Source organism: Neglectibacter caecimuris (assembly GCF_034335015.1).
In the GTDB taxonomy this organism is placed as follows: Bacteria; Bacillota; Clostridia; order Oscillospirales; family Acutalibacteraceae; genus Acutalibacter; species Acutalibacter caecimuris_A.
In genome coordinates, this window is the sequence record NZ_JAWXXK010000008.1 from 71961 (window position 1) to 87611 (window position 15651).

At 42.7% G+C, this 15651-nt stretch carries 18 protein-coding genes and 1 pseudogene; 16 read left to right on the plus strand and 3 right to left on the minus strand.

Going from position 1 to position 15651, the window contains the following annotated elements; translation table 11 throughout:
- Window positions 1-290: 290 nt before the first annotated feature.
- From U8T64_RS13935 to vanX, 16 genes and pseudogenes are all read left to right on the plus strand, one after another.
- A pseudogene (locus U8T64_RS13935) lies at window positions 291-551 on the plus strand (hypothetical protein); the annotation flags it as partial.
- Between the two features lie 206 nt (window positions 552-757).
- Window positions 758-1681, plus strand: a complete 924-nt coding sequence (locus U8T64_RS11510) for a DUF2268 domain-containing putative Zn-dependent protease (protein ID WP_322183630.1) — start codon at window positions 758-760, stop codon at window positions 1679-1681.
- A complete protein-coding gene (locus U8T64_RS11515; protein WP_128125203.1) occupies window positions 1671-2435 on the plus strand; it encodes a MerR family transcriptional regulator in 765 nt (254 codons plus the stop codon). Before U8T64_RS11510 ends, U8T64_RS11515 begins: the two co-directional genes overlap by 11 nt.
- Before the next feature lie 464 nt (window positions 2436-2899).
- Window positions 2900-3712 carry a MerR family transcriptional regulator gene (locus U8T64_RS11520; RefSeq protein ID WP_322183632.1) on the plus strand — a complete coding sequence of 271 codons (813 nt, stop codon included), beginning with the start codon at window positions 2900-2902 and terminating at the stop codon, window positions 3710-3712.
- Between the two features lie 118 nt (window positions 3713-3830).
- Window positions 3831-4304 (plus strand): tRNA (N6-threonylcarbamoyladenosine(37)-N6)-methyltransferase TrmO, encoded by a 474-nt coding sequence (gene tsaA, locus U8T64_RS11525; protein WP_213540051.1) that lies wholly within the window; start codon window positions 3831-3833, stop codon window positions 4302-4304.
- Between the two features lie 11 nt (window positions 4305-4315).
- On the plus strand, window positions 4316-4921 hold the full coding sequence (locus U8T64_RS11530; protein WP_213540050.1) for a GNAT family N-acetyltransferase: 606 nt from the start codon (window positions 4316-4318) through the stop codon (window positions 4919-4921).
- A gap of 178 nt (window positions 4922-5099) precedes the next feature.
- Window positions 5100-6029 (plus strand): AraC family transcriptional regulator, encoded by a 930-nt coding sequence (locus U8T64_RS11535; protein ID WP_213540049.1) that lies wholly within the window; start codon window positions 5100-5102, stop codon window positions 6027-6029.
- Window positions 6030-6043: 14 nt separating this feature from the next.
- On the plus strand, window positions 6044-6472 hold the full coding sequence (locus U8T64_RS11540; protein ID WP_213540048.1) for a DUF3788 domain-containing protein: 429 nt from the start codon (window positions 6044-6046) through the stop codon (window positions 6470-6472).
- A 130-nt stretch (window positions 6473-6602) separates the two neighbouring features.
- Window positions 6603-7418, plus strand: coding sequence for an AraC family transcriptional regulator (locus tag U8T64_RS11545; protein ID WP_322183635.1), 816 nt, complete (start codon window positions 6603-6605; stop codon window positions 7416-7418).
- A gap of 305 nt (window positions 7419-7723) precedes the next feature.
- The gene (locus U8T64_RS11550; protein WP_244976534.1) at window positions 7724-8017 is read left to right on the plus strand and encodes a winged helix-turn-helix domain-containing protein; all 294 of its coding nucleotides are present in this window, start codon (window positions 7724-7726) and stop codon (window positions 8015-8017) included.
- Window positions 8018-8222: 205 nt separating this feature from the next.
- Window positions 8223-8921 carry a vancomycin resistance response regulator transcription factor VanR-D gene (gene vanR-D / locus U8T64_RS11555; protein WP_213540046.1) on the plus strand — a complete coding sequence of 233 codons (699 nt, stop codon included), beginning with the start codon at window positions 8223-8225 and terminating at the stop codon, window positions 8919-8921.
- A complete protein-coding gene (gene vanS, locus U8T64_RS11560) occupies window positions 8911-10056 on the plus strand; it encodes a vancomycin resistance histidine kinase VanS (RefSeq protein ID WP_213540045.1) in 1146 nt (381 codons plus the stop codon). The genes vanR-D and vanS overlap by 11 nt, the downstream gene beginning before the upstream one ends.
- 67 nt (window positions 10057-10123) lie before the next feature.
- Complete coding sequence (vanY-D, locus tag U8T64_RS11565; RefSeq protein WP_404852196.1) at window positions 10124-11233, plus strand: transpeptidase-like D-Ala-D-Ala carboxypeptidase VanY-D; 1110 nt, start codon at window positions 10124-10126, stop codon at window positions 11231-11233.
- A gap of 19 nt (window positions 11234-11252) precedes the next feature.
- Window positions 11253-12224 (plus strand): D-lactate dehydrogenase VanH-D, encoded by a 972-nt coding sequence (vanH-D, locus tag U8T64_RS11570; protein WP_213540043.1) that lies wholly within the window; start codon window positions 11253-11255, stop codon window positions 12222-12224.
- On the plus strand, window positions 12217-13248 hold the full coding sequence (vanD, locus tag U8T64_RS11575) for a D-alanine--(R)-lactate ligase VanD (protein WP_213540042.1): 1032 nt from the start codon (window positions 12217-12219) through the stop codon (window positions 13246-13248). The genes vanH-D and vanD overlap by 8 nt, the downstream gene beginning before the upstream one ends.
- A 5-nt stretch (window positions 13249-13253) precedes the next feature.
- Complete coding sequence (vanX, locus tag U8T64_RS11580; protein ID WP_213540041.1) at window positions 13254-13862, plus strand: D-Ala-D-Ala dipeptidase VanX; 609 nt, start codon at window positions 13254-13256, stop codon at window positions 13860-13862.
- 87 nt (window positions 13863-13949) lie between these two features.
- On the opposite strand, the gene U8T64_RS11585 is transcribed toward vanX, so the two are convergent.
- The 3 genes from U8T64_RS11585 to U8T64_RS11595 are packed head-to-tail and all read right to left on the minus strand — an operon-like array spanning window position 13950 to window position 15649.
- On the minus strand, window positions 13950-14117 hold the full coding sequence (locus U8T64_RS11585; protein ID WP_016220533.1) for a DUF6440 family protein: 168 nt from the start codon (window positions 14115-14117) through the stop codon (window positions 13950-13952).
- A gap of 27 nt (window positions 14118-14144) precedes the next feature.
- Window positions 14145-14792 carry an ABC-2 transporter permease gene (locus U8T64_RS11590; RefSeq protein ID WP_213540040.1) on the minus strand — a complete coding sequence of 216 codons (648 nt, stop codon included), beginning with the start codon at window positions 14790-14792 and terminating at the stop codon, window positions 14145-14147.
- A complete protein-coding gene (locus U8T64_RS11595) occupies window positions 14789-15649 on the minus strand; it encodes an ABC transporter ATP-binding protein (RefSeq protein WP_213540039.1) in 861 nt (286 codons plus the stop codon). Before U8T64_RS11595 ends, U8T64_RS11590 begins: the two co-directional genes overlap by 4 nt.
- Window positions 15650-15651: the final 2 nt, after the last annotated feature.

Genomic DNA, 15651 nt, shown 5'->3' on the forward strand with positions numbered 1-15651 from the left:
GCACCCGGACGGTGAAGCCGCGTCGTACCTCTCCCCAAAAGCCGGTTTCCAAAGTCGGCCTGCTGGTGGATATTGAGTCGGCGATCCGTTCCGGCAAAGGGCCGGGGTATGAACGCTGGGCGAAGGTGTTCAACTTAAAGCAGCTTTCCCAGGCGGTGATCTGGCTCAAAGAGCATGGCGATATGAGCTATGAGGATTTGCAGAAAAAATCAGATGCCGCTACCGCCAGCTTCAATGCGTTGTCGGTACAGATCAAGGAACTGGAATCACAGATGACCGCCAACGGAGAGCTGCAGAAACAGATCGTAAATTATGCCAAGACGCGGGCGGTCTATGTGGAGTACCGGAAAGCCGGGTACAGCAAAAAGTTCCGCGCGGCGCATGAGACGGAAATCCTTCTGCACCAGGCGGCGAAGAAACACTTTGACGAGCTGGGGATCACAAAGCTGCCCTCCATCAAATCTCTGCGGGAGGAATACGCCGGACTTCTGGAACAGAAACGAAAAGCCTATTCTTCTTATAAGCAGGCCAGAGCCGATATGAAAGAGCTTTAGTTAAAGCCAATGGACTATCTGTTGGGCGGGTCTGTGATGGAACGGGAGCGGGATAATGCACGCTAGTGATAGCTTTGTTTTTTAATCCAATTGCTTAAATTATAATTCAATGTTCAGGAAAGAAATTTTTCAAAAACTATTGACTTTGACGTTCCGTCATACCGTAAAATAAGGTTACAAAATATTGAAAGGAAGTACAAAATATGAACATCCTAAAAGTACAGGCCGTTCGTTCTGACGGTATCTACAGAAAAATCATGGAAGCGCCAGCTTCTAAAAAAAATGATATTTATCGCTATGAAATGATGAAGCCTTTTGAAAAGAAATGGGCCTGCTACAATGTGCCAATGAAGGCTGCACAACCGAATGGCTATGATGTTATTATGGCAAGTGGTATGTTGGGCTTTCTTCTGCCAGAAAAAATTGATGGAACATGGGCCCAAAGTATTATACTGTTGGACGACAACCAATTTTGGGATAACTGTCAAAAGTCTATCGAGCGGTCATTAAAGTGTTTTTCCGATGCTGGAATAGAATTTCCTGTGAAAGAATATCTATACACTGTTTTGCTGGCTGACCCCCAAAATCCTTATTCGATAATGAATGACAATTACTGTGGAGATGGAGGTATTCCCGGCTACATTTTTACATGGCTTGTTCCATCTGAACACACTAAGAGCAGACTTCCCGTAGCGTTGGCACATGAAACAAATCATAATGTCCGTTTCCAGTTTATAAAATGGCACAATGACATTACTCTTGCTGAAATGATGATAAGTGAGGGCCTTGCTGAAAACTTTGCTACTTACCTATATGGTGAGGAAAATGTAGGACCGTGGGTAAGCAAGACAGATATGGAAACTTTGAACGGATATATTAAACCCATCATCCGGGAAGGGCTGGATGTACAAGGCTTAGATAACCTGACAGCATATCTATATGGTGATGAAATGGCTCAAATGCAAAATTATTTTCCTGTTGGTTTACCCTATTGTGCTGGATATGCTTGTGGCTATCATATGATAAAATATTATCTGAAAAAAACAGGAAAATCTATCATTGAAGCTACCATGACACCTGCTGATGAAATATTAAAAGAAGTGGAGGGATTTTGGAATGAATCCTAAAAAAATGATGATTCATGAGGTTGCAAAGCTGACCGGTATTACGATACGTACTTTGCATTACTATGATGAAATCGGTCTGTTGGAACCTACCAAAGCAGATAAGACAAAATATCGTTTATATTCCGAAAATGATTTAGAAAAGTTACAACAAATTCTATTTTACCGTGAAGTGGGGTTTTCTCTAAAAGAGATCAAGGCATTATTATCAGCACCCGTATATAATAAACGAGAAGCGCTAGAAAGACATTTAGAACTTCTTAATCTTAGAAAAAAGAAAATAGAGGGACTTATTTGCTTAGTCAACGATACTTTGGCCGGAAAGAGTGATTACTCGTTTACAGCATTTTCAAATGCAGAAATTTCTGCTCTACAAGAAAAATATAGGAATGAAGTTATCGAACGTTGGGGCAGCACCCATGAGTATCAAGAGTTTTCTTCTTTTTTTTCAGCCAGAGCCGAAAAAGAGAGAAATCAGAAGTGGAATGATTTTTTAATATATTCCCAAAATGTCTTTGAACGACTGGCGGAATATAAGGCAGAAACACCTACTTTACCCGCCGTCCAATCTATTGTTGCAGAGTGGCAAGAGTATATTTCTGAAAACTTCTATCCCTGTTCGGATGATATGCTGATGTATCTGGGCGAACTCTATCAAACAGACGAACGGTTTGCCGAGTACATCAACAGATTTGCTACATGGAATGTTGCAGAGTTTTTTGGTGAAGCAATTAAAGTCTATTGCTGTAATCGCTAATAACCTATTGTATCTACCTGGCGGTGGAAAAGAAAAACGTTGCTAAGCAGCTCCTTTCCCACGCTCCTATTACATTTTACTGACGGTGGCTTTAAGAAATCAAGACCGCCATGCCGTTTTACTATAGCTATGATAAGGTTTTTTCTTTTTCTATCTTCATATATAAAGACTTCAGCGTTCCAACGAAACGCGCAGCCATCACCGCAGGTGATGATCTCAGGGGTTTGGGGATATGTCACCAACAAGCATTTTGGCAGGAATACCGGAAACGGATTCCTGCCAAAATACGCAATCTTACGGAAGATTGCATTGCTTGCCATTTTGTGGTGACTAGGAAAAAGTTCTCATACCATGAACAGCATTGATAGACTAAACGAAAGACGGTACAATAAGGATGCAGCAAGTAACATATAAAGCTGTAATGAGATAAAAGCACAAATATAGTTAGAGTAGGTGGTGAAACGATGTTTCGGATAGGAGAATTTTCAAAGCTGACGCAGGTATCTATTCGTATGCTCCGCTATTATGACGAGGCAGGCATTTTAACGCCAGCGGAGGTTGATAAATGGACGGGACACCGGCTGTATTCGGTGAAGCAAATACCACGCCTAAATAAAATCCTGTATTTGCGGGATAGTGGGCTGAATGTTTCAGAAATCGCGCTTGCCCTGACGCTGGACGAGCAATCACTTCTTGCGCAGCTTGACAAAAAGCACATAGAGATAGAAGATGCAATACAGGCCGAACGAGAAAAACTGCGGAAGATTGAACTTGCAAAAAGTGAAATACAGGGTGGCAAAGGAGAACTGCATTATAACATCTCCGTTAAGTCGATCCCTGCGTATCAGGTGCTATCCTTGCGGAAAGTTGTACCAACCTACTATTCCGAGGGCGACTTATGGAAAGAACTTTCTGCTTTTACAGATGCGCAAAAAATAGAAATAACGAGCAATACATTTTCCATTTATCACGATACAGAATTTCGGGAGACAGATGTTGATATTGAGTTATGTGCTCCGGTAAAGAAAATGGGAACGGCAAAAGAACCATTTTGTTTCCGCATGACAGAACCAGTCCCACATATGGCTTGTACAATGGTCTATGGAGATTTTGCAAATATAAAAGGAGCCTACCTTGCCTTTGCCGAATGGCTGCAGAAAAACAGCAAATACAAAATGTCTAACCCGATGCGTCAGATCGTACATAGAGGCCCGTGGAATGAGAATGACCCTGAAAAATATCTGATCGAACTTCAAATACCGCTGGAACACATATGATTGTGCAGGCTTTGAAATGTCCTGCTAAAAATACAGGGCATTTTTTATTTTTCCCTGTTGCATCTCACATGATGTGAGGTATTATACTGGATTTACCAACAAAGCAAGGAGGAAAAATATGACCTATCAATTAAAAGCCATTGGCAAAGTAAAAAATGATGAAACCGGCACATTTATTCAGTTAGAGCCGGAGTACATTCCCGGACTGCAAGCCTTAGAGGGCTTCAGCCATATCAATGTTCTTTGGTGGTTCAGTGATTGTGACAACGATGCAGACCGGAATGAATTACAGACAGAACAGCCCTATAGAGGCTCACCCGAAGTCATGGGTGTATTTGCGACACGATCTCCTGCACGTCCGAACCCTATCGCATTAACGGCGTCCGAAATTATCGATATTGATTTCATCAACGGCATGATTCGCATTACATTTATTGACGCAAACGACAATACGCCCGTACTCGACATCAAGCCCTACACACCGAGTTTTGACAGGGTTGAAACGCCCGGTGTTCCCGCATGGTGCAGCGGATGGCCGAAAAGCACAGAAGCGTCCGGCTGTTTCGATTGGGGACAGGTGTTCAACTTTTAAGGGGGCGGCTTATGAAATTACAGGATTTTGTTCAGGATAAACCTGTTCTTGAAACGGAGCAGCTTATCCTGCGCCCCTTGCGAAAAGAAGATGTTGCGGATTTGAAAGAATGGCTGGGCGACAGCTCCATTTATCAGTATTGGGGCAAACGCCCCGGAAAAAGCGACTTAAATCCGGAATTACTTTTCCAAAAACCAGAAAAACCTACGAAAAGTTTTCATTGGGGTGTTGTCTACAAACAGGATCATAAAGTTATTGGTGATATGTGGGTATATCTCATTGAGAATGACCGCATGGCAAAAGTGGCATTTCGTCTTTCACCTGCCTATCAAGGGAACCGGTTTATGACAGAAGCGCTGGCGAGAGTAGCTATCTTCTGCTTTGAAGAAACGGAACTACAACGTTTATGGGCTGATGTTCACACGCAAAATATGGCATCGTATAAAACATTGGAAAAAGCAGGCTTCAAGCGTGAGGGACTAATCCGTGAGGGTAAAATGGTAAACACATACTGCGATTACTATTTGTACGGTATGATTAAAGCTGATTATATTGAAATCACCGATAAGGGGCTACCCCCTTACGAGCACTGTGAACGCTTTTTCCGAAAAAACTAAATCCATATAGCCCCAATCTGCTGAACGACGGCAAAAGAAAAAAGCTGTCGTTCAGCAGCCCTTATTCCATGTCTCTATTTTACAAAGTGCATTTTCTTAATCAAAAAGCGCATTGCGTGAAAAGCCTGGCAAAAAATAAAATGATATAATTTGAACATCAAATATAGGAGGTGCCGCAATGCACGCATATGAAGCGATCGAACAATCCTTGACTTTTATCGAGGAACACCTGACAAAAGAAATTTCAACGGAAGAACTGGCAAATACTGTCGGCCTGTCCCCCTTTTATTTTCAGCGCTTATTCAGGCGGCTGGTAAATAAACCGGTTCAGGAATATGTGAAGCTCCGCCGTTTGGCAAAGGTTATTGAAAATCTGAAAAGTACCGAACAGAGGATTCTTGACGCTGCCTTGGACTATGGTTTTTCAAGCCATGCGAATTTTACACGAGCTTTCAAGGAAACGTATGGGATTACGCCTGAAAACTACAGAAGGGATTTACCAATGCTCAATACATTCGACAAGCCGGAAGTTTCTATGAATTACGTTTTGGTAGACGAAGGGGTTCCGCTAGTGGTAGGAAATATTGTCTTGGAGATTCAGAGAAAGACATTGGAAAAACCGGAAATTTATTTCGGACTGGAAACGGAAGTTCGCATTTCTGAACAAATACCAGTTGGAGAAAGCACAGGTGTAGATGTGCCAGGGCAGCTTTGGAAGCGCTACCACATGGAGAAGGCTTCAATCGTAGCCAATCTAAATACTAATGTAGAAATGGGAATGTCCCATGCGAAAGGTACTGCACAACCCCTTTTCACTTATTTTGCAGGCGGTCTTGTTCAAAATATTCCGGACCGGCTGCAGGATGGTTTTGTTAAGAGAGAACTCTCGGCAGGAGAATACATCGTTTGCAGAGTCGAAGCAGAAAATTTTGAGGATTTGGTGACGGTAGCTTTGGATCAGGCCAGCAAGTACCTTTTTGGTACATGGTTGCAGCACCACAGCCTGACCACAGAGCCCTTCTCTGCAGAGAAGTATTACAGAGATGCGGAGGACATGGCCTACATGGAAATTTGGGTTAAACCCCTGCCGCTGAAAAATAAAAGCTAAGGAGGAAAATAAGAATGGATTGGAATTTGCTCTATTCAAATGTAACGCCGCCTACGTGGGAGCAGGTCACAGAATATATCGGCAGTCCGTTATGGGCGGAGTTTAATGAGCGTATCCAGTCCGCCTACCAGATCAAGCCCTGCATGGAACACAGCCGCTGTTCCATGCAGGCTGGCTGGAATATTAAGTATAAAAAAGGTGGAAAGTCTCTTTGTACGCTCTATCCGATGCAAGGCTATTTTATCGCTCTCGTGGTTGTAGGAAGTCGTGAACTTACGGAGGCAGAGCTTCTTATGCCGCTATGTTCCGACTATGTGCAGACGGTATTCAAAAACACGAAAACCGGAAATGGACAGAAGTGGTTGATGCTGGATGTAAAGGATAGAGAAATTATGGATGATGTATTTAGCCTCATCAATCTCAGAAAGCGCATACAGTCATAACAGGAAATGGAAACATAATATTCGACAAGCCCTGATAAAGATAGCAACATTATGCAAGAAAACGAGATGCGCATAAACTATAATGATATTATCGGGACAACTTTGTGGAGGTAGCTTATGGAGGTGACTTATGGATAACGCTGGCAGTAGAATTGTTTTTGACGAAAAACTTAATATAGAGGTATTAACACTGACAGGAATGATAGAAAACTTATCTCCGCATTTTCATGATTACTATGAATTGGGCTATATAGAAAGCGGAAGCCGACGGGTAATATGTCAAGGCAAGGAGTATACAATAGGGAAAAATGATCTGCTCCTTTTTAACCCGAATGACAATCATACCTGCTTAGAATTGGAAAAAGAACTGTTGGATTTTAGATGTTTTCACATCACTACCGAACGCATGGAAGAATTGGCATTGGAATGTATAGGATATGCTATATGCCCGTATTTTGATCCGCAGATTGTTCACCAGAGCGACCTTATTCCGCAAATCAAAGAGTTGATTGATTTAATTGAAAATGGATCGTATTGTGATCTGCAAAAGGAAGAGCTGCTTTATATGATTATCGGTGATTTGGTTGCAGATTATGCTCAACCATTGAAATGCGGACAAAAGGAAATTTCGGATGGTGTAGAACGTGCTTGCGAGTATATTGAAAGGCACTATGCCACAAACATTTCTTTATGCGATTTGAGTTCCTTTACCGGTTTTAGCAAGTACCACTTTATACGTATGTTTACGAGAGAAAAGGGTATATCCCCCTATCGTTTTATTGAATGTATTAAAATGACAGAAGCCAAAAAAATGCTGAAGGACGGAGAAGATTTATCAAACATAACCTATCAGCTCGGCTTTAGCAGCCAAAGCCATTTCAATAATTTTTTCAAAAAATATGCCAGAGTGACTCCGAAACAATATAGCAAACTTTATAACGATTAAAATGAGCTTTTTGCATAGAACGCTGGAATACAACAGGAATATTAGTTGATGGTAAAAGAATAAATACCCACACTACGGAAAGGGGGCGGCGACATGGGAAATTAGCTGTATTTGATATATCTGAACCGGGCGGTAGAATTGCGGAAAAGCTGCTTGTTCTGTTAAACGCCCGTCAGCGTCGGGAATTAGTAAACTATCTTCTTGATTCCGAAAAACAACAGAATAATCTGGCTGACAGCCCATGTGCCATTCCCGAAACTTATAAGGTGCAGACAGTCATTGATGAACCGTTCACAGAGATTCAAATGAACAATTTATATTTCTGCCAGGAACAACGGCTTGTATGTATTGGCGAGCAGGTAATTGAATTAACCGCTAAGGAATTTGACATCCTTGCTTTGTTGATCACACACCCGAAGCGGGTATTTACTTATGAGCTGATTATGGAATTGGTCTGGAATGAGGATTATTCCTATTACTCCCGCAAGGCAGTCAATAATCATATAAGTAATCTGCGGAAGAAATTGAAAATTACGCCGGATTCCCCGGACTACATCAAAAGCGTTGTTGGCGTTGGATATAAATTTGAAGTGCCGTAATTTAAACTATGAAATCAGACGGCAGTTGAATGTGTTTAAGGTGTGGCTGCCGTAGCTATCTGCTTCGCTTTATGTAGGTAATCGTCAAGATTAGAAATAAGCTCCCTTGACGATTATCTGTAATTATGCTACCATCGGCTGATAATGTGACAGCATTTTTGCACATAATAAAGATATATTGATCGAAGCAGTAAGGAGTAATGCAATGAATGAAAAAATTTTAGTGGTTGATGATGAAAAAGAGTTGGCCGATTTAGTGGAAGTCTATCTGAAAAACGATGGATATACCGTTTATAAATTTTATAACGGCACGGATGCGTTAAAGTGTATTGAGTCCACCCCTCTGGATTTAGCCATATTGGATATTATGCTCCCGGATATTGATGGCTTTCAAATTTGCCAGAAAATCCGGGAGAAATTTTATTTTCCTGTGATTATGCTGACGGCAAAAGTTGAAGATGGGGATAAAATCATGGGGCTCTCCGTTGCAGATGATTATATTACCAAACCCTTCAATCCTCTGGAAGTGGTTGCCAGAGTAAAAGCGCAGTTAAGACAGTACATGAGATACAGGCAACCATCACTCAAACAGGAGGATGAACGCAGCGAATACGATATAAGAGGAATGACGATCAGCAAGATCAGCCATAAATGTATCTTGTTTGGAAAAGAGCTCGGGCTGACGCCAACGGAGTTCTCTATTCTCTGGTATCTGTGTGAAAACCAGGGTAAGGTTGTTTCAACAGAAGAATTATTTGAAGCGGTATGGGGCGAAAAATACATTGATAACAATAATACCGTTATGGCCCATATCGGACGTCTCAGAGAGAAAATGAACGAACGGGCCAGAAATCCGAAATTCATAAAAACTGTGTGGGGAGTGGGATATACCATTGAAAAATAAAAAGAAAACAAATTATGAAGATGATTATTTGCTTTTCAAAAACAGATTATCCATCAAAATGCTGCTCATGATGGTTTGTTCCCTTCTGATTATAGCGGTTGTTTATCTGTTTATTTTAAAAGGAAATTTTGCAAATGTCGTAGTAGGCTTTTTAGAACGCTTTGTCTACTATGACCGCGACGAGGCTGTGTCTGTCTATCTTAGAACCTTCAAGAGATATGAGATATGGCTTTTCCTGTTGGCGGTTCTGGGTGTGTTTTTTGTGATTTTTCGCATGTTTGTGGGCAATGTTTCAAAATACTTTCAGGAGATCAACCGTGGAATTGATTCCCTGGTGAATGAAGATGCCCAGGATATTGCCCTTCCGGCAGAACTTGCCTCAACAGAAAGAAAGATAAATTCCATACGGCATACCCTGACGAAAAGAAAATCGGACGCCGAGCTTGCAGAGCAAAGGAAAAATGACCTTGTTATGTATCTGGCCCATGACTTAAAAACCCCTCTTTCATCGGTGATCGGATATTTGACCCTGTTAAGGGACGAAGGCCAGATTTCCGATGAACTTAGGGAACGGTATCTAACCATATCATTGGATAAGGCAGAGCGCCTTGAAGATTTGATTAACGAATTTTTTGAGATTACACGGTTCAATCTTTCCAGTATTACGCTTGTATACGGCAAAATCAATCTGACGAGGATGCTCGAACAGTTGGCATATGAGTTTAAGCCGATGCTGGCCGGGAAAGACCTCAAGCTGGAATTTGAAATGCAGCCGGATATTTTTGTTTCGTGTGATGCAAACAAGATGCAGCGTGTATTTGATAACCTGTTGCGAAACGCTGTCAGCTATTGTAATGCAGATACAAGCATTAAGATAATTACAGAGCAAATAGAAGATCAAGTGCTGATTAAAGTCGTAAATGAGGGAAATACAATCCCGCAGGAACGATTAGAAAGAATATTTGAGCAATTCTACCGCCTGGATGTATCACGAAGTTCAACCACTGGCGGAGCCGGCCTGGGACTAGCCATTGCAAAGGAGATTGTTGAACTTCATCACGGGCAGATTACCGCCCACAGTACGGACGGCTTTACCTGCTTTGAGGTATCATTGCCGCTCGTAGGAAAATCGTAAGAAATTCCGCTAAAAATCATATATTATCCGCAAAGGAAAGCGAAAACATAAATCGCTCCATTCTGATATGCTATATATCGGGTGGAGCGATTTTTTTACTTCCAGAAAGGAGTTTGGGATAACGATGGAATATCAGAACAATAACGGAAACTACGATAACAGGAACCGGAGGAAATCAAAAAAGAAAAAAGGGGGTTATTACAGAGCTGTATGTATCGTGCTCTGTTTACTCATAGCCGTTACAGCATTCGGAATTGTGAATCTGATAAGGAGCGGCAAAGAAACCCCTATCCCCAGCAAAAAGGTTACTCAAAATAATGAGGCTTATTCTCTTGGGGATAGCGGACAAAACAAGACGGTTTCCCCGTCCCTTGACTTAAGCAATTCTCTTTCCGTAGACATCACGGCGGCAAATGCTATTGTAATCAATGCTGATACCAATGAGACATTGTATCAGAAAAGCGGAACAGACAAAATTGCGCCGGCCAGCACAGCTAAGATGATTACAGCATTGACAGTGCTGGACTATTGTTCCCCGGACGATGAAATGAGGGTAGGCGCGGAAATTGAAATGATGTCTGGTGATTCGTCAAGGGCATGGCTTATGCAGGGCGATACCCTGACCGTCAGACAGCTCTTAATTGCCCTTATGCTTCCCTCCGGCAATGACGCAGCTTATACGCTCGCGGTGAATACCGGAAAGAAAATTGCCGGAGATAACGGCTTGTCAGATGCGCAGTCCATTGATGTGTTCATGGATAAAGTAAATGAGAAGGCCAAGACGCTTGGGGCTGAAAGCTCAAACTTTGTAGTCCCGGACGGATATGACGCCGATGGGCAGTATACTACGGCCTACGATCTCGCGGTTATTGCAAAGGCATGTTTGGATGACCCTTGTATTTCGGAGATCGTGGCAAGCTATTCGTCTTATGAAAGATGGCCGAATGGCCGGGAAGTCACTTACAACAATACAAATGAACTTCTCAATCCAAACAGCCAGTATTATCGGCCAGAAGTGATCGGCCTAAAAACGGGAACCAGCAGTCTCGGCGGCGCCTGTATCGTTTCTGCTGCTGTCATTAACGGGAACACCTATATCTGTGCAGTCATGGGCTCCACTGAGAACGACAGATTCCAGGACAGCATTGATATTATCGACGCAATTAAAAACCAATAGAATACTAAGGAGGGAACCAATGAAGAAAAAGATTGATATTACTGTTTTTGGATGTGAGCCGGACGAAGCAGCGGTTTTCCATAAACTTTCCCGTGAATTTGGCGTTACGGTCTCACTCATAGGAGAAGCCGTATCGGAAAACAATGCAAAATTAGCGGAAGGATGCCAGTGTGTCAGTATAAGCCACAAAGCGGAACTATCAGAACCTCTCCTTCTTGCGCTGAAAAGTGCCGGCGTAAAATATATCTGCACCCGGAGTATCGGTTTCAACCATATTGATATACAGGCAGCCGGGCAAATGGGAATGACCATCGGCACGGTTGCATACTCACCAGGGAGCGTCGCCGACTATGCCATTATGCTGATGCTTATGCTGATGCGTGGAACAAAATCCGTAATACACAGAACAGAAAAACAGGATTATTGCCTGAATAACCTTCGCGGGAAGGAACTGCGGGATATGACGGTTGGCGTGTTAGGGGCAGGACGGATCGGACAGGCAGTGATGGAACGCCTGAAGGGATTTGGCTGTAGGGTGCTGGCATATGACCGCAATCGTAAGGCAGGAGCAGACTATGTTCCGTTTCGTGAACTGCTGCAAAGAAGCGACATCATTACGCTTCATGTCCCACTGGCAGAAGATACTTTCCATATGATTGGCCGTGAGCAATTAGAAATGATGAAGAAAGAGGCGCTTCTTATCAATACAGCGCGGGGCGCTTTAGTGGACACCGAGGCATTGGTAGACGCGCTGGCAGATGGGAGAATTGGAGGCGCCGCCTTAGATGTACTGGAAGGCGAAGAAGGGGTTTTTTATTATGACTGCACGCACAAGGCGTTAGAACATCCCTTTTTATCGGCCCTACAAAGGATGCCAAATGTAATTGTTACGCCGCATACTGCCTACCATACGGAACGGGTGTTGGTTGACACAGTGAGCAATACGATTCGGAATTGTCTGAATTTTGAAAGGAGTCTTGGAAATGTATAAGATAAACGTTGCGGTCCTGTTTGGGGGCTGCTCAGAGGAACATACTGTCTCGATAAAATCTGCAATAGAGCTTGCCGCAAACATAGATACGGGAAAATATCAGCCTTTTTATATTGGGATCACAAAATCCGGCGTTTGGAAACTGTGCGAAAAGCCCTGCCTGGATTGGGAACGATATGCAAAATATCCGGTCGTCTTTTCGCCGGGAAGAAATACGCATGGCCTGCTGATACAAAAAGATGATGGATATGAAATACAGCCTGTGGATGTAGTATTTCCAATGATTCATGGCAAATTTGGGGAAGATGGATCAATACAGGGGCTGCTCGAACTGTCGGGTATTCCTTATGTTGGCTGTGATATTCAAAGTTCCGTGATTTGCATGGACAAATCGCTTGCTTATACCGTTGTAAAAAATGCAGGTATCGAAGCCCCCAATTTCCAGCTCATCCAGGACGGCGGCAGCCCGGAAACAGAGAAGTTTAGTTTTCCCCTTTTTGTGAAACCTGCACGCTCTGGTTCTTCCTTTGGCGTAAACAAGGTAGATAAAGCGGAGGATTTATGTGCAGCGATAAATGAAGCAAAGCAATATGACAGAAAAGTATTGATCGAGCAGGCGGTTTCCGGGAGTGAGGTCGGCTGCGCCGTATTGGGAAATGGTACTGACTTAATTGTTGGCGAGGTCGATCAGATCAGCCTGAAACACGGATTCTTTAAGATTCACCAGGAAGCACAGCCAGAAAAGGGGTCTGAAAATGCAACGATCAAAGTTCCGGCTGACCTTCCGACAAAGGTAAGGGAACAGATTCAGGAAACAGCTAAGAAGATTTATCAGACACTTGGGTGCAGAGGCTTGGCCCGCATTGACCTGTTTTTGCGGGAGGACGGGCAAATTGTCCTCAATGAAGTGAATACCATGCCTGGTTTTACTTCGTATAGCCGCTATCCCCGCATGATGACTGCGGCAGGCTTTACCCTTTCGGAACTCATTGACCGTTTGATTGAACTGGCTCTCAGGAGGTAAACACGATGGAAAAGAATTTTGTTTTTTTAGATGAAATGCTGCCCGGTGTCCGTTGGGACGCCAAATATGCCACATGGGATAATTTCACTGGTAAACCGGTGGACGGATATACGGTAAACCGTATTGTGGGAACGAAAGAGTTGGGAGCTGCTTTACGCAAAGCTCAAAAACTTGCCAGAAAACAAGGATATGGTCTACTCTTATGGGACGGTTATCGCCCTCAGTGTGCCGTAGATTGTTTTCTACACTGGGCGTCACTCCCGGAGAACAATCTGACGAAAAAGCGGTATTACCCAAATATAAAGAGGAATGAGATGGTTACAAAGGGATATGTGGCTTCACAGTCCAGCCACAGCCGCGGAGGTGCAGTTGATCTCACGATTTTTTATTTAGATACTGGTATGCTTGTTCCTATGGGCGGTGACTTTGATTTTATGGATGAACGGTCCCATCATACTGCAAGCGGTCTGACAGAAGCGGAATCAAGAAACCGGGAATGTCTGTGTCATATTATGGAAAGCAGCGGATTTGAAGCCTATTGTAACGAATGGTGGCATTATGTTCTGGCAGATGAACCGTACCCAAATACATATTTCAATTTTTGCATTTCATGACTAACTGAACTGGTATACTGATGATATTCGTCATTTCCAAACGAAAAGCGGAGAGTGATTTTCTCTCCGCTTTTCGTTTCGATTACTTTATTTTGTCACGAGGGGCTTTCCGTCTTTGTCAACTAATGGGCAAATACCCCCGCCCGTTCCAAACTTTGCGACAAGGTAATTAACACCGGTTTCTTTATCTACTACCACATAAAAGCCCTTAACGCTTCCCTCGGTTTCTGTAATTTCAAATCTCTTGCTTTCCATAAAAAATGCCTCCTGTATAGGTTAAAATCAAAGTTCCTGTCTTGAAAAGATATGATAACTGATTTGGTACATTACATAGCACCACGCCAATGCAAGGAGCGGAGAACAGCACAGAAGGATAAACACAAGCTGGTCTGTCAATTCAACTCCCAGTATGGTAAGAAGCTGGTATATCCCAAAACAAATCCCTGCCGGAATGAGGAATGATACTAACAGCAGCACACGGCCTTTTTCGGCTCCGAATTTGAACACAAGAGGCATTGACATACTTCCAAAGATCAGGGAGATCACCCATGCTGCCAAAGCCAAAAATAACAGCTCTCCAATTCCCGCGAAGTCAAAAGTGATTTTTCTCATAGCAAATCCACTGATGGAACCAATCACCAGACCAAACAGGCTGCCGACAGCACAAAAGATTGCTAATACAACAAATTTCCCAACCACTAACTCCTTCTTTGAAACAGGCATTATCATGGCATATCGCGTCCATTTGGAATTGTCATCAAAAGAAAAGGTTGTTACGATCATCATGCTGCACAAAATTGCACATACAAATATATATCCCTCTACGCCGGAAAATGGGATAAGCGCAACGGCAAAAACCGCGAGAATGAACAGCATGGATTTCGCATTGTGGCCGATATTGAATAAATCTTTCAAAATAAGGCTTTTCATCTGGCTTGCTCTCCTTTCACATACAGCAGCAGAATATCGTCGATTATTGCGTCGTCCACTACTGCATTTTTATATTTTCTTCTGGCTTTTCCTTTATCTGCTACAAGCACATTCCATTGGTAATCATCTTTTCGGTATGCCAAAATCTCATCTTTATCGAGCTGATCGAACATTGCAGCTCCACAACGGATAATACCATAGTGGTAACGAAGTTCGTCTTTTGTTTTACAAAAAAGCACTTTACCCTGATGGATAAAAGTAATGTAATCTGCAACCTTCTCTAAATCGGTTGTGATATGGGACGACATCAAAATGGAGTGGTTTTCGTCCTGCACAAAATCAAGAAATACGTCAAGAATATCATCCCGCATCACAGGGTCAAGACCGCTGGTAGCTTCATCTAAAATCAGCAGCTTTGGCTTATGGGAAAGCGCAACGGCTATACACAATTTCATTTTCATTCCTTTGGAGAGTGTTTTAATCTCTTTATCTGATGGAAGCTGAAAGCGATTCAGAAAATCCTGATATAAATATTCGTCCCACTGTTTATAGGCGGCACTTGAGATTTTTCCGACTTTGGCAGGAGTCAAAGTGTCATAAAAATTGATGCCGTCGAAAACAACACCTATATCCTCTTTAAGCTGACTTGATGAGGATAATTCCTGTCCCCAAAAAGTAACTGTACCATCGTCTTTATGGATAAGGTCAAGAATTGCATTGATCGTTGTACTTTTTCCGGCTCCATTTTCGCCAATAAGCCCCATGATAGTTCCTTTGGGAACAGAGAACGAAACATGGTCTAACATAAAACCGGCGTACTGTTTTGTCAGATTTTCAACCTGTAAAATAGCGTCCATAG

What these genes read in the sequence shown, in the direction of transcription:
- U8T64_RS11510 (WP_322183630.1), top strand. Translation starts at nt 758, where the DNA reads ATGAACATCCTAAAAGTACAGGCCGTTCGTTCTGACGGTATCTACAGA.
- U8T64_RS11515 (WP_128125203.1), top strand. Translation starts at nt 1,671, where the DNA reads ATGAATCCTAAAAAAATGATGATTCATGAGGTTGCAAAGCTGACCGGT.
- U8T64_RS11520 (WP_322183632.1), top strand. Translation starts at nt 2,900, where the DNA reads ATGTTTCGGATAGGAGAATTTTCAAAGCTGACGCAGGTATCTATTCGT.
- tsaA (WP_213540051.1), top strand. Translation starts at nt 3,831, where the DNA reads ATGACCTATCAATTAAAAGCCATTGGCAAAGTAAAAAATGATGAAACC.
- U8T64_RS11530 (WP_213540050.1), top strand. Translation starts at nt 4,316, where the DNA reads ATGAAATTACAGGATTTTGTTCAGGATAAACCTGTTCTTGAAACGGAG.
- U8T64_RS11535 (WP_213540049.1), top strand. Translation starts at nt 5,100, where the DNA reads ATGCACGCATATGAAGCGATCGAACAATCCTTGACTTTTATCGAGGAA.
- U8T64_RS11540 (WP_213540048.1), top strand. Translation starts at nt 6,044, where the DNA reads ATGGATTGGAATTTGCTCTATTCAAATGTAACGCCGCCTACGTGGGAG.
- U8T64_RS11545 (WP_322183635.1), top strand. Translation starts at nt 6,603, where the DNA reads ATGGATAACGCTGGCAGTAGAATTGTTTTTGACGAAAAACTTAATATA.
- U8T64_RS11550 (WP_244976534.1), top strand. Translation starts at nt 7,724, where the DNA reads ATGAACAATTTATATTTCTGCCAGGAACAACGGCTTGTATGTATTGGC.
- vanR-D (WP_213540046.1), top strand. Translation starts at nt 8,223, where the DNA reads ATGAATGAAAAAATTTTAGTGGTTGATGATGAAAAAGAGTTGGCCGAT.
- vanY-D (WP_404852196.1), top strand. Translation starts at nt 10,124, where the DNA reads ATGCTATATATCGGGTGGAGCGATTTTTTTACTTCCAGAAAGGAGTTT.
- vanH-D (WP_213540043.1), top strand. Translation starts at nt 11,253, where the DNA reads ATGAAGAAAAAGATTGATATTACTGTTTTTGGATGTGAGCCGGACGAA.
- vanD (WP_213540042.1), top strand. Translation starts at nt 12,217, where the DNA reads ATGTATAAGATAAACGTTGCGGTCCTGTTTGGGGGCTGCTCAGAGGAA.
- vanX (WP_213540041.1), top strand. Translation starts at nt 13,254, where the DNA reads ATGGAAAAGAATTTTGTTTTTTTAGATGAAATGCTGCCCGGTGTCCGT.
- U8T64_RS11585 (WP_016220533.1), bottom strand. Translation starts at nt 14,117, where the DNA reads ATGGAAAGCAAGAGATTTGAAATTACAGAAACCGAGGGAAGCGTTAAG.
- U8T64_RS11590 (WP_213540040.1), bottom strand. Translation starts at nt 14,792, where the DNA reads ATGAAAAGCCTTATTTTGAAAGATTTATTCAATATCGGCCACAATGCG.
- U8T64_RS11595 (WP_213540039.1), bottom strand. Translation starts at nt 15,649, where the DNA reads ATGGACGCTATTTTACAGGTTGAAAATCTGACAAAACAGTACGCCGGT.